The 13,208-nt window shown below is 50.7% G+C and carries 13 protein-coding genes; 10 read left to right on the top strand and 3 right to left on the bottom strand.

Annotation, left to right across the window (positions count from 1 at the left end; all coding sequences use genetic code 11):
- The first annotated feature begins 275 nt into the window (after positions 1 to 275).
- The 5 genes from ACMAZB_RS13965 to ACMAZB_RS13945 all read left to right on the top strand — a co-directional run bounded on the left by ACMAZB_RS13965 (position 276) and on the right by ACMAZB_RS13945 (position 4,513).
- Positions 276 to 857, top strand: a complete 582-nt coding sequence (locus tag ACMAZB_RS13965) for a lysophospholipid acyltransferase family protein (protein WP_435218026.1) — start codon at positions 276 to 278, stop codon at positions 855 to 857.
- A gap of 170 nt (positions 858 to 1,027) precedes the next feature.
- A complete protein-coding gene (locus tag ACMAZB_RS13960; protein WP_435218024.1) occupies positions 1,028 to 1,468 on the top strand; it encodes a Fur family transcriptional regulator in 441 nt (146 codons plus the stop codon).
- A gap of 17 nt (positions 1,469 to 1,485) precedes the next feature.
- Positions 1,486 to 1,899, top strand: a complete 414-nt coding sequence (locus tag ACMAZB_RS13955) for a MerC domain-containing protein (protein WP_435218022.1) — start codon at positions 1,486 to 1,488, stop codon at positions 1,897 to 1,899.
- Between the two features lie 42 nt (positions 1,900 to 1,941).
- Positions 1,942 to 2,292, top strand: coding sequence for a hypothetical protein (locus ACMAZB_RS13950; protein WP_435218021.1), 351 nt, complete (start codon positions 1,942 to 1,944; stop codon positions 2,290 to 2,292).
- Between the two features lie 49 nt (positions 2,293 to 2,341).
- Complete coding sequence (locus ACMAZB_RS13945; protein ID WP_435218019.1) at positions 2,342 to 4,513, top strand: TonB-dependent receptor; 2,172 nt, start codon at positions 2,342 to 2,344, stop codon at positions 4,511 to 4,513.
- A 95-nt stretch (positions 4,514 to 4,608) separates the two neighbouring features.
- Here the strand turns inward: ACMAZB_RS13945 and ACMAZB_RS13940 are convergent, their stop codons facing one another.
- Positions 4,609 to 5,628, bottom strand: a complete 1,020-nt coding sequence (locus ACMAZB_RS13940; RefSeq protein ID WP_435218017.1) for a CobW family GTP-binding protein — start codon at positions 5,626 to 5,628, stop codon at positions 4,609 to 4,611.
- A 131-nt stretch (positions 5,629 to 5,759) separates the two neighbouring features.
- On the opposite strand from ACMAZB_RS13940, the gene zigA reads away from it, so the two are divergent.
- Positions 5,760 to 6,968: a zinc metallochaperone GTPase ZigA gene (gene zigA / locus ACMAZB_RS13935; protein ID WP_435218016.1), complete on the top strand. Its 1,209-nt coding sequence runs from the start codon at positions 5,760 to 5,762 to the stop codon at positions 6,966 to 6,968.
- Entirely contained in the window at positions 6,965 to 7,654 is a 690-nt protein-coding gene (locus ACMAZB_RS13930; RefSeq protein ID WP_435218014.1) for a DUF1826 domain-containing protein, read from the top strand. Before zigA ends, ACMAZB_RS13930 begins: the two co-directional genes overlap by 4 nt.
- A gap of 181 nt (positions 7,655 to 7,835) precedes the next feature.
- On the opposite strand, the gene ACMAZB_RS13925 is transcribed toward ACMAZB_RS13930, so the two are convergent.
- Positions 7,836 to 9,659, bottom strand: coding sequence for a serine hydrolase domain-containing protein (locus ACMAZB_RS13925; RefSeq protein WP_435218012.1), 1,824 nt, complete (start codon positions 9,657 to 9,659; stop codon positions 7,836 to 7,838).
- Positions 9,660 to 9,924: 265 nt separating this feature from the next.
- Between ACMAZB_RS13925 and ACMAZB_RS13920 the strand changes: the two genes are divergently transcribed.
- The 3 genes from ACMAZB_RS13920 to ACMAZB_RS13910 all read left to right on the top strand — a co-directional run bounded on the left by ACMAZB_RS13920 (position 9,925) and on the right by ACMAZB_RS13910 (position 11,753).
- Positions 9,925 to 10,725 (top strand): fibronectin type III domain-containing protein, encoded by an 801-nt coding sequence (locus ACMAZB_RS13920; protein WP_435218010.1) that lies wholly within the window; start codon positions 9,925 to 9,927, stop codon positions 10,723 to 10,725.
- A 77-nt stretch (positions 10,726 to 10,802) separates the two neighbouring features.
- The gene (locus tag ACMAZB_RS13915) at positions 10,803 to 11,051 is read left to right on the top strand and encodes a winged helix-turn-helix domain-containing protein (protein WP_435218008.1); all 249 of its coding nucleotides are present in this window, start codon (positions 10,803 to 10,805) and stop codon (positions 11,049 to 11,051) included.
- Positions 11,052 to 11,183: 132 nt separating this feature from the next.
- Positions 11,184 to 11,753, top strand: a complete 570-nt coding sequence (locus ACMAZB_RS13910) for a TetR/AcrR family transcriptional regulator (protein ID WP_435218006.1) — start codon at positions 11,184 to 11,186, stop codon at positions 11,751 to 11,753.
- Between the two features lie 175 nt (positions 11,754 to 11,928).
- Here ACMAZB_RS13910 and ACMAZB_RS13905 read toward each other — a convergent pair whose 3' ends face one another.
- Positions 11,929 to 13,173 carry a serine hydrolase domain-containing protein gene (locus ACMAZB_RS13905; RefSeq protein ID WP_435218004.1) on the bottom strand — a complete coding sequence of 415 codons (1,245 nt, stop codon included), beginning with the start codon at positions 13,171 to 13,173 and terminating at the stop codon, positions 11,929 to 11,931.
- Positions 13,174 to 13,208: the final 35 nt, after the last annotated feature.

Below are 13,208 nucleotides of genomic sequence, written 5' to 3'. Positions count from 1 at the left end.
CGATTTGTTGTATCGATGCCCTGGGCATTGCGGTGCAAATAACTGCAGATGACCCCATATTATGGCGCCAGCCCAATGACGCTGAATTTCCCAAAACCAAGATGTTTTGCAACAGACCGTGGGGGTGAATTTTTTTCCTCGCCAACCTACGCAAAGCCATGACATGGCTCTATACTTTGGTCCAAGACACAGAGTAAGTCTTCAGGCTAGATGGTTCTGAGATGAGCTGGCATAGGTTGTGTTCGAGTGCTGTGATGCCTAGGAGCTCAATAATAATGAAGTGGCAAAATCTTGGTGACCAACTACCTCAGGTCTACAATCCGTTGACTCGGTTTATCGGCCGATCGACCCTGAGAATTCTCGGCTGGCGTATCAACGGTGAGTTCCCAAATCGCCCCAAATTTGTCGTCGCTTTGGTCCCCCATAGCTCAAATATGGATTTTATTCTTACGATTGCCGTTCTTTGGTCTCTGGGATTGAAGTCGAGTTTCATGATGAAGCACACGCTGTTTTGGTTTCCATTGGGCCCAATATTGCGCGGGCTAGGAGGCATACCCGTTGACCGTCGTAGCGCCCAGGGGCTGGTGGAACAAATGCGTGCTGAGTTCAGTCGGCGTTCACGTTTGGTGTTGGGGGTGACCCCACAGGGCACTCGGGGAGGCTCGGGAGAATTCAAGCAGGGCTTCGCTAGGATAGCGACCGCAGCCGGAGTGCCTATACTGCCTGCCATTTTGCACTACAAAAAGCGCACGGTGCAGCTGGCATCACTCATTGAAGAATTCAACGATGTGCCCAAGCTTATCGAAACGGTGCAAACCATGGCACGTAGCGGGTCGGCACGCCATCAGAGCGCCTAACCTCGGCGTTTTTCCAAGCGTAAATCGACATTTGGCCCATTCTGCAGGCTGTAACGCGGGTATGACGATTGCTAAGGGCACCTCGGCCACTATTAGGCTGTGCAATCAGTCATGATACTCTGTATCATCACAACCTTGGGCTTTTCGAATAGGCGGATTGTAGGGCGACCGTGGACAAAATTTTAAGTGCGGAACAGAAGTGCGCAGACAATGGCGTAAAGCTGACCAAGCGCAGAAAACAGGTGTTAACGGCGTTGCTGGAGTGCAATGCAGCAGTGTCTGCCTACGAGTTGACGGAGCTGTGTAACCAGCAAGGTGAGACCGCGATGCCGGCCATGTCGGTCTATCGGATATTGGATTTTTTAGAGGGGCAGTCGCTGGTACACAGACTCAGTACCACGAATAAATACATCGCCTGCTCTCACATCAGCTGTGACCATACCCATTTTACGCGCCCCCAATTTCTGATTTGTAATGACTGTACGCGGGTTCAAGAGGTCGATGTGACCTCAGAAACTCTCTCAGCCATAGAGCGTGTTGCCGCCGATGTTGGCTTTAACCTGAGTGACAAGCAGCTAGAAGTGTCTGGCACTTGCTCCAACTGTAAATAAACTCGAGTTTTTAATCCGTGAATAGCTTAACAACAACGCCCAAGCCCTTGGCTGACAAAACCGCCATGGGTTTGTCCTCGCTCTGTATGCTGCATTGTTTGGCGCTGCCAGCGCTGCTCGCCATTTATCCATCTGCATTAGCCGTAGCGTTAACCGATGAGCTGTTTCACACCACCATGGTGTTTCTTGCCATTCCTGTGAGTGCCATTGCTTTATCGCTGGGTTGTCGGGAGCACAAAAGCTATCGAATACTGGTTGTTGGGTTCACGGGTTTACTGATTTTGGTGGCATCCGCAACCCTTGGCCACGATCTTGCTGGGGAAATAGGTGAAAAGGTGCTCACCGTCGTCGGCGCGCTGTTGGTGTTTGGTAGCCATCTCATCAATTTTCGAATGTGCCGACAGGCTAAACACTGCGAGTGTGACTCATAGCGGGCACAACCCTCTAGGATCGATTTTGCATCAATAAAAGATATGATGTATCATATCTCTATGTTCTCAAGCTTTCACCTACACCAATACAACCGCGGCCCCCGATGGCTGATGCCGCTGCGCGGTATCGCGTGGCTGCTGCTGGCGGTTGCGTTGGTCGCTGGACAAGCCACAACCCTTGCTCATGAAGCCGATCCGTTTTGTGACGAGGAGCTTTGTGAGCTGTGTGAGGGCGGCGCTGGCGAGCTATCTATCACCCCAAACGCCTCTGCTGCAGCAGGTGGCGACAAGTTTCACCCCTTCTCTAAAATTTTATCAGCCCCGGGCCATCCTGGCAGACGTTCGGTCGCCATGGTGCGCGCACCGCCGTGCGCGTCACTCAGGACATCGTAACGTCTAAGCCCGATTGGGCTTATCTCATCTAATTTTTAGGAACTCTCTAATGAAATCCAAACTTAATGTTTGGACGGGACTTGCGTCCTGTCTGGGTCTACTTGTTGTGGCTGGTGAAGCGCTGAGCCAAACCGAGTCAGATGCCGCCCTCGAAGAAGTTATTGTTCGCTCACACCCGCTGTCAGCTGAGGGCCTGTCACAACCCGTCACAGTATTGGCTGGCGATGAGCTCAATAAAGCCCTCGCTGCTTCACTTGGCGATACGCTCAGCGTGATTCCGGGTGTCCATTCAGCCAGTTTCGGTCCCGCCGTTGGCCGGCCCGTTATTCGGGGTTTGAGTGGGCCTAGGGTAAAAATCATGGAAGACCGAATCGATAGCCTTGATGTGTCGATATCAAGTCCCGACCACGTTACGACAATTGAGCCATTTGCTGCTCAATCTATTGAAGTATTGAAAGGACCGAGCACCTTGCTTTACGGCAGCGGCGCTATCGGCGGTGTTGTTGACATTCACACGGGTCGAATTCCCCATAGCATACCTGAGGCTATGTCGGCTGACTTGGAGGTCAGAGGGTCCGACAATGCTAGCCAGCGCGCAGGGGCGGGTCGTATTGAGGGTGGTGCAGGTGCTTTCGCATTCCACGTCGACGGCTTTTACCGTGATGCTGACGAATACGATATTCCCGGCTATGCCGAGTCCTCGTTGCAGCGGGCCAGTGAAGCCCATGGTGACGACCACCACGACGATGAAGGCCACGACGACGATCATGACGAGGGCCACGATGAGCACGAAGGTGAAGAGGAGGCTTTCGGCACTCTTCCTGGTAGCCAAATGCAAGTTCAGGGTGGCAGCTTTGGTCTATCCTTCATTGGAGATACCGGCTTTTTGGGCGTCGCGGTGTCCACGTATGAGGGTGAGTATGGGTTGCCCGGTCACTCGCATCATCACGACGAAGAGCACGGTGACGAGCACGAGGGTGAACACGACGAAGATGAACATGATGACGATGAGCATGAGGGCGAGCATGAGGGGCATGGCGAAGAAGAAATGCCCCCTATTCTTGATCTGAACCAAACTCGAATCGACATTGAGGGTGGTTTAGAGGCTCCTTTCCCCGGCATTCGTAATGTGAATGTGCGCATGGGTTATAACGATTATGAACACACTGAGGTTGAGGGTGAAGAGGGTGGTACTCAATTCAAAACCGAAGCCTGGGAAGCAAGGTTAGAAGCTACCCACTATGCAATGCTTGGCTTTGAAGGTGCTGCAGGTTTGCAAATTTCTAACCGTAAATTCTCAGCCCTTGGCGAAGAGGCATTCGTCCCGCCAGTCGATACCCAATCGCTCGGTTTATTTTGGGTGGGTCAAAAGAGCTTGGGTGATGTCAGTCTTGAAACGGGCCTTCGCTATGAAAAGGTAGAGCACGACCCTAGTGAGGGTCGGGCACGAGATTTTAATCTTGGTTCTGCATCATTAGGCCTAATTGTGCCCCTGTCAGATTCCTTAACCTTAAGTGGCCAGCTTGATTACTCTAATCGCGCGCCAATAGCCGAGGAGCTGTACAGTAACGGCCCGCATTTGGCGACTCAGACTTTTGAGATCGGTGACCCTTTATTGGATGAAGAAACCGCCAAGAATGTATCGGCAAATCTTCGCTTTTCGTCGGGCTCCGTGAGCTGGGCGTTGGGTGCTTTCCTGACGGACTTCAACGACTTCATTTACGAAGCCAATACGGGTCTCGAGGATGACGAATTGCCTGTTCTGCAATGGTCGCAAGATGATGCAACGGTTCGTGGCATGGAAGCTGAGGCGTCTTGGACCGCAATGTCTTGGTCGGAAGGAGCCTTCACCGTCAGCGCTGCTTTTGACTTGGTTGAAGCACGCTTAGAGGAAGGGGCGAATCGCAATTTACCCAGAATTCCTCCGCAGCGCTGGACCCTCACGGGTAATTTCACGCAGGGTCCTTTTCAGGCCGAAGCGTCATGGCGCACGGTATCAAGTCAGACAGATGTGGCTGTTAACGAGCTGCCCACAGAGAGTTTTGATGATTTGCGGCTCTATTTGTCCTACGCATTGGCATTTGGATCTACAGATGTCGATCTGTTCTTAAACGGACTCAACTTGACCGACGAGGAACAACGACTGCATACATCCTTTATCGCTCAGATGGCACCCCGGGCGGGTCGCACGATCGAGGCGGGTTTTAGGATTCGTATGTAGTTGCTGTGCTGATAATTAACGTAAAGACTCAATGATGCAGGGGCCTCCTTGGGAGGCCTCTACCTTCCGTTTATGAACGCGGCGCGTGATGGACGTTAAGCGTTATTCTTTATAAGGCAGCCCAGCAAGCGGTCTTCCCAATTGGCATCGATAGACTCAGCAATAATTTCGATTCTCGACTCCATGCAGTCGTCAATGGGCAACTCCTGAAGTACGCTACCGACCATGTTGTAGGCAAAAACTCCTTTTTCAGTGATGAAAATAGCCTTCATCCTAGCCACGTTCAGCCTACGCAAGAACGCAAATAACGCGGCATAGCGAAAGATCATCTCAGGGCGAATGCGCCACCCCGTGCTTTCAAAACCTTCACCCTGATTCTCCGCTCGGAGAAAGCCACATTCTGGAAGCGGCTGGTCTTCGGGTAGCGAGGCCTCGCGATCAGGTTGGTGGATTTGGGGGCCTATCGACCTCCAGTCTGTGTTGCCCTCAAGCTGACCAATATCAACGTTGCCATAAGTTGCCGCGATTATTTTTGCTCGGCTGCCCAAAGTCTCGCGGACGTAATCTTGTAACAAGTCATAGTCAGCCGGTGCGCAGAGATCTGATTTGTTAGCCACGATAAGATCGGCAATCGTAAGGTGTTGATCAAAGTTTGGGTGTTGAGCGTTAGTGCCCGAGGACAACACTTGGGCGTCAACCACGGCAACGGTTTGTTGAATCGATAGGGTATTTCTGTGGGCTTCAGCGCTGAGTGTTTCCAGAATCTCAATAGGATGGCCCAGCCCCGTGGGTTCAATCAGTAATCGGTCGGGGGCGACGAGGTGCAGAATTTGGCTTAGGGCCAAATCCATTGAAAACACCGCAGAGCAGCACATACACCCACCTGTAACTTCAATAACAACGACGTCTTCGTTTTTTGTCTGTGCCCGAAGCAAGCTGCCGTCGATACCAATTTCACCAAACTCGTTAACGATGATCGCCCAGGTTTCGTGTTTTGGCTTCTGAGATAGCAGGCCCAAAATAGCGGAAGTCTTTCCGGCACCAAGGAACCCGGCAATAACATTGACTGCTGTGACCTTCGAGCCCATCGCTTTTCGTCCCTCAGCTGCAGGCATAGGGGTGCAAACTTGATACCTAAGCCAGCCAGAAAATGATATGATACACCATATCAAAAAGAAGTTTCGCACCGTTGCTTCAAGCGGTGCTGCTAAAAGAGTAAAGCCCCGTAAGGGTGGAGTAATAAGCCATGCAAGTTGAATCAAAGCTGCCCGTTACCGTGTTATCAGGGTTTTTAGGGGCAGGAAAGACCACGGTGCTTAGCCATATTTTGAACAACCGCCAGGGCAAAAAGGTCGCTGTCATCGTCAATGATATGAGTGAAATCAACATCGACGCCGCTGTCGTCAAAAACGAGGTGTCGCTAAACCGTAGCGAAGAAAAGTTGGTTGAAATGAGTAACGGCTGCATTTGCTGCACGTTACGTGAAGACCTCCTAGAAGAAGTTACTGAGCTCGCTAAAGACGGCAGGTTTGATTATTTGGTTATCGAGTCCACGGGTATTTCAGAACCCTTGCCTGTGGCTGAGACCTTTACCTTTGCTGATGAAGACGGCGTGTCGCTGTCTCAGGTCGCCGACCTTGACACGATGGTGACGGTTGTCGACGCCATGAATTTTCTTCGTGACTATGACGAAGCCAAATTTCTTCAAGACGCGGGGGAGTCTTTGGGCGAGGACGACGAGCGGTCGGTAGCCGATTTGCTCGTTGACCAGGTGGAATTTGCCGATGTCATTTTGATCAGTAAAACCGATTTGGCCATCCCCTCAGAGGTCGAACGCCTGACGGCGATTTTGCGCACCCTGAATACTCGGGCAAAGCTAATACCCATAGCCCATGGCGGTGTAGATGTTGATGAGGTCTTGAACACAGGACGCTTCGACTTTGAGCGCGCGCAGCAGGCGCCGGGCTGGCTGCAAGAAATGCGCGGTGAGCACGTTCCTGAAACTGAGGAATATGGCATTAGTAGTTTCAGCTATGTTGCACGAAGGCCGTTTCACCCGGAAAAATTCCATCACTTTCTTCATGATACGGAGCGCTATGGCAAGTTGCTGCGCTCAAAGGGGTACTTCTGGTTGGCTACACGCCCGGAGTTCGCGGGCCAGTGGAGTCAAGCGGGGGGTATTGCCCGGTATGGGTTTGGGGGGTTGTTTTGGTCTGCGGTTCCCCGCGCCAATTGGCCCACTGAAGAGGAGTATCTCGAGAGTATCGATAAGGTTTGGGTTGAGCCCTTCGGCGATATGCGTCAGGAGCTTGTATTTATTGGTCAGGATCTCGATGAACAAGGAATTAGGCGGGCCCTAGACGACTGCTTACTGGCTGAGGATGAGCTGCTTAGGGGCAAACAGTATTGGGCGACCCTTACCGACCCTTTTCCCCAGTGGGAGCAGCAGTCGTGAATAGTCAGGTGCCTGTAGCGGCACGTAAGGTACTGGGAGAGGACAGCCCAACGATCAAAACCCGGCGTTCTGTAGCGGGTAATGATGTAGCGGTGCTATCGGCGATCTATGAAGAGGATGTAAACATCGCGAATTGGCACCGGGAACTCCCTGAGCCGCTGCGTTGTTCTGTAGAACACCTATTAGATCTGGCTCCAGCCTTTGGGATGAGCCTAATGACAACACCTGCTAAGGCCTACGAGGGTGTTAGTGAGGTGCTGCCCAAAAACTATCAAGGTCCCTTAGCCGAAGATGTTGCTGAAATCGTGGAAATGTTTTGTTTTCTGTTTGATTTAAAGCGCGCGGGTTTGCGTTTAACCGCGCTTAACGAGGCCATGTGTCCACGCTTTCATGTTGATAAGGTGCCCTGTCGACTTGTCACTACCTATTCAGGTCGAGCGACTGAGTGGCTGCCGCAGGAAAGGGTTGATCGTACCAAGCTAGGCATGGGTTATCTCGGACTGCCTGACTCCGACTTAGGGCTTTATAAATCAGCCGATGACATTCGTACGATGAGATCGGGCGACATTGCTTTGCTAAAAGGTGAGGCATGGATTGGCAATGAGAATGGTGGGTTAGTACACCGCTCACCAAACCTTACCGGAGGCGCAAGGCGCTTGCTGCTGACATTAGATTTTGGGGGTTAGGGTTTCCTGATGCCCGGCCCGGCCTGACAAATTTCAACGGCGCTGGTTATTTGGCTTTTTAGCGGCCGTTGAAATCGCGGTTATACCAATAGCGCAGCATGGAAATACTCTATTAAAAGCGGTATTTGGCTCAAAACAGCGACCTTTCAATATTGCAAAATGTGGCTCTAATCGTGTGACTTCATCGCCAGAATATAACCGGAAATTGACCTGCTAAGAGCAATAAAATACACAGCTGTAGTGCCATTAAAATGAATACGCGGTCAATTCGCTGCCAAACGTTTTTAGCTGTGCATTTATAGTTTAGCCACAGTGTACAAAGTAAGCTAAATGGTAGTAAACCCGATAAAATTGCCAGTGATATCGACGCAGCTGTCACTTCTGAAAACATTAAAAAACTTTGTGTCGAGTATAATGCCGCTGGCACAACAAAAAGAACTAAGTTTGCCACTATCGGGCTCAATGTTAACGCGTTTTGACGCCAAAACATCCACTTTACAAATCCTGAAAATAAAACGTAAGCCAGTCCTATTAAACCAAACAGTAAACTGGACCAATAAAATAAAAGTTCAAGTATGCTGCCTTGCTGATACGTTTTATAACCACTGCTTAGCATCATGTCGCGTTGAGAATTTTGAAAAAATACATGTGAAGGAGTGACTCGTTCATTGGCTTTGTATAAATTCTGACTCACAGCTTGCAGTGTTACATCGGCACTTTGTAAAGAGCGTAAAGTCAGTTGAGACTGTGCTTGTGATACCCAGACAAAATGGAACACACGATCTACGAGCGAAAATTCTGCCATGCTGTTTGGGGCGAGAAAATACACACCACTTTTAGCAAGTGACGGGCTTGATAATGCAGCTGCCTTTATTTCTGGTTGAGCCTCAGGTGCAGAAGTTACCGATAAACTTTTTATAAATAGCTTGTTAAAGCGCTCAATATATCGAGATTCATTATCTGTATTAACGGCAAAGAAAAAACCTTTCTTTTGCTTAGGGAACAAACAAAAATTTGCGTTAAAACCAAAAGTAGAACCTGGATGACATTCAGCTATTACGCCATGTCTATCACGATTCGCTAACGCCAAACCATGGCCTACCTTTAGTCCAACCGTTGCCGCTTCTGTATTTTCAGGATATGACAGCGCTGAGAATAAATCTGAATGAATAAATACTTCACTATTTAATTTGCCCTCTCCCATAGTGAACATCATAAATTTCACCATATCAGCGGCGGTGGTTGTGAATTGACCTGGCGCTCTCAAGAACATGGCTACCGCTGGTTGAGGCATAGCATTTTCATGATAGCCCATGGCTAAACGAGGGTCGGCGTTTTCGCCTTCTTGGCTCACAAAATGAAAAGTACTGTCTAACATTCCCAATGGTTTTAGTAACGCTTGGTCGAGATAGGTTTCGTAACTTTGTTTCGTCACCGTCTCAATAACCATTGCCAGTAGTTGGTAACCTATATTTGAATATAGATATTGACTGCCAGGCTGGGTGCGAATATTCAGTAATGTATTTCGACTTTTGAACGCCTCAATTAATGGCGTATTCGGTGTGGGTGTAACGCTAAGCATCTGCCACATGCGAATATTTTCTAAACCCGCTGTGTGTGCTAATAAATGCTCGACTGTGATAGGTGCATTTTCTCGCCAAGGATTGTTGAACGCGAGCTTTGGTAATAAATTAGCGATGGGCGTATGCAAAGACAACTCACCGGTTGTGATTAGACGTAATACACCCATTGCCAAAACAGATTTTGACACCGACCCAACATGTACTTTGTCGGTATTTTGCATCGGTAATTGTTGCTTTAAATTGGCAAAACCAGCACTGCCAATCTCACTCTGTTGACCATCAACGGTTGCCCAACTAATACCTGCTAACGACATGTCATCTAACACTGTTTGTATTTGCAGTTCTAGTGTTGTTTGCGTATTAGCAGTCGTTGAAAAACTCACCAATAACACCAAACAATTTATTACTAATAGCTTGAACATCTATCTCTCTAAAATATAAATACTTTAATGAAGTAATCTGTGTCGTTTATAAGTATTCACGGGCCGATTCTAGCAATTTGGGACAGTTAACTTGTCAGTACCCCCTAGACACCACATTTGTATTTTCTATAATTTTGGGTCATGTGCACTAGCTTTATTTCACCGTAGTCTGTTGCCCCTTCTCCGCCACAGATCAATGACTCCGTAAGGCATCCAACCGCTCAATGTTTAGAAGGATACACAACATGAAAATATCTACTATCGGTTGTCTCCCGCTGACCGGCGCGATGCTGTTTGGCCTGCTCCTTCTAAAGACGCACACTGCGCTTGCGGCAACCTACAACGTCACCGCGAATACCTGTCAAGGCCCGGGTTCGATTGTCGAGGCCATACAGTTGGCCAACCCGCACTGCTCACAGATCCACCGGGGCTGCCCAATGAACTCTTCGGCTCTAACGGATTTACGGCGCCGATTACACCACTGCTGGGCACCGCAGTTATGCCTGGCGTCCTGATTGACGCCATACCCGACGCCAATGGCGCGAATGAGTTGCTCAGCCCCATTGATGGAGCAGTGATCACGCGCGATATCTTCGGCAATCCCCGGGTAGACGGCAACGGCACTCGCACTATCGGGGCCGTCCAACTGACGCTGGCCCCTAACACGCTTATATCCGGTGCTACTGACTCAGGTGTCACCGTGTCCTGGTCACGGCCCAAAGACCCGGCGCCTAATGAGCCGATCACCGGCTATGGGGTGACCTACGTACCAACAGATGGAAGCGTAGCACCGGTGCGCATAGAGGTCGCCGGCGCCAACACGCTAACGCTTCAACTCACCGGCCTGTCGCCCAACACTGAGTACCAGGTGACCGTGGTTGGCGTAAACCAAAACGGCGACGGCCCACCCAGCAACGTGGTGACGTTCGGTACACAGGTGCCAACGCGTGTTATAACGGGCAGCCGAGCGGTTCCTGCCCTATCGTGGTGGATGCTGCTGTTACTAGCCGGGCTGCTGGTATTGGTTGCGGCACGCAAATCCAGCTGGTCAAGTCGTTCTGCATAAAATGTATACATAACTGAACAACCAATTGATTGCTGGAGCCTGATAACCGTCGTGTCACCTTGGGCTCACAGATTCTAATGTTAGGGCCCACGGAATTTAACCTATTGAAATTTTTCATGCTGCACCCCGAGCGGGCCCATGCACGCAAACAAATACTCCAGCAGATTTGGGGTAATAACGCCTGTGTGGATGCGCGCACTGTTGACGTAAGTATTCGCCGTCTTCGCAAAACTCTGAAGAACTTCCACCCTGTATACAGTGACCTCATTCAAACCGTCCGCGGAACTGGCTATCGATTTTCTCCTAGGTATTTACTGGCTGCCTAAAGCCTCAACCTAGCGTTTCTATTTAGGGCTTGTGGGGGGGCATGGTGCATATCAGGCCGCGAGTAAGGCATACTCGGGCGCACAGTGGCGATCATGCCCATTAAGCCGAGAGCAAAATAATAGAAACCTGATATGAAGGCCGATCGAAAAATAGAGATCTTGCGCGAAGCAATAAAACTCATTGCCGACGAGGGCTACAGCAGCCTCAGCATGCGGGCCTTGGCCCGGGCGAGTGGTTTGAAGTTGGGTGCACTGCAATACCATTTTCGGACCTGGGATGCACTGCTAACTGCCTTGGTGAATTTCATTGAGGCTGAGATCACTTCTGCATTCAGTGCCCCGGGAGGACCCAGTGAAATTCCTTCTATTATGAGTATGGTTGAATTTATGCTCGATGAGCAGGTTGGCACATCAGAGCAGCTATTCAATGACCGGCTTTGGACTCAGCTGTGGGCTATGGAGCAGGTAGAGCCCCTGGTATCCGATTTGTTAGAAGAGGTCTATGCCACGTTCTTGGCGAAGTTAGAGACTCTTATGGCAGCGAAGGGTGTCGTTAATGCTCGCGCAGAATCCCTCATGCTCTTAACTCTGGTGGAGGGAGAGTCACTCTTTGTGGGGCGGGGGCGACGTTGGGAGAAGGACAGATCTGCAGTCAAGCAGGCCATATTAAATCTCGTAAAAGAGCGTTATGTCGACGTCTAGTCAGGCCCTACCGCTGTACTGATATCTGTGTGGATCGATCCGCTGATCGGGTTTCGCTGCAGCGCTGTTTGGGAGCTGTCCTCAACACGCATGGCTTTTCATTTGAGGTTTGCCCTTTAACTGCAAGAAGGCGGCATGAAGCGCCGCACGCACGGTCGAGAAATGGGCCCGGAAGTCATCGAAATTTAGCGATTAACGCCTCCATGAGCTCAGCCGTAGCACCCCAACCGTGGGATTCTCCATTGCCGTCGGCTCGGGGCCAGGTCGAATATAGGGTAATTACAAGATCGGCCTCGGGCACCACCCGTACAAATTGACCGTGAATGCCATAGCCACTGACGTCCCCGCCTGAATTTCCCTCCCCCCACCAAAATGATCGGTAGGACGGCGTGTAGCCTTCCGGCGCAGGGTAGGGCCAGTTGGGGTCACCTTGCTGTGCCAATATGTCCCGAATAAATGGTGCAGGAATGACCTCCTTGCCCAGTGCCTTGCCGTCGTTCAAAACCAGTAGCCCAAAACGAGTGAGATCACGCAGCGTCGAGCTCATACCATGATCGGCCAAAACAAAGCCGCCCTCGTCCACCGTAATGTTGGCATCGAACTCAGCCCCCATGGGTTGCCAGACATGCTGCGAAATGAGCTCTGCCAACGGTTGCCCTGTTGCCGCTTCAAGCACCCAGCCAATGACGTTCGTCGAGCCCGACCGGTAGCTGAATTTGCCCAGTTTTGCTTCATCCCGTCCAATCATTGGAAGAAATGCATAAAGGCTGGTCGGCCCGCCTTCTGGGCAGTAATCGGCATCTGTCCAGCCGATGGCGCAGTCTTGAAGTCTGAACGTGGTGGTGAAATCCGGATAATCTTCGGTGTAGTCAGACCCGTCACGCATGTCGAGCACAGTTTGCAGCGAGTCGGGAGCATAGCCGCTTTTGGCGAGGGCGGGGACGTAATGAGCCACCGGCTTATCGAGGTCAATGACCCCCTGTGCCGCGAGTTTTCCCGCAACCAGTGCAACCACAGATTTGGACACAGAATTCATTAAGTGCGGCAGTTCGGGCTTGAGGCTGCCGTAGTACTGCTCAAACATTATGTCACCGTCTTTGAGAATCAGCAGGCCATCGATGTACTGCTGCTCAGCGATGTTATCAATCGCCTGCTGACGCCCCTGAAATTCAACGGAAAAATCCTTAACGACGTCTTCACTGTTTTTAAGGGTAAGAAATTGCGTCGGGTCACGAGGGATATTTACCGTAGGAATCACTTCCCGCATGTGGCTGAAAGCCCAGCGGTTGATAGGCCCGAATTGAAAGGATTCAAGGGTCAGGTTGTCGGGTCGACCACTGTCCTGGGCAACCGAAATCGATGGGCCGAAAAGCGTTACCGTCAACAGTAGCCCCGTGAAAACCCTCGTGTTCACTCCCATAAGCTCGCTCCTCAGCGGGTTGGATAGCAATGTAA

This window comes from Luminiphilus sp. nBUS_07 (assembly GCF_051201685.1).
Taxonomy (GTDB): Bacteria; Pseudomonadota; Gammaproteobacteria; order Pseudomonadales; family Halieaceae; genus Luminiphilus.
The sequence above is the reverse complement of the archived record's forward strand: the minus strand, read 5'-3'. Positions and strand labels throughout refer to the sequence as shown.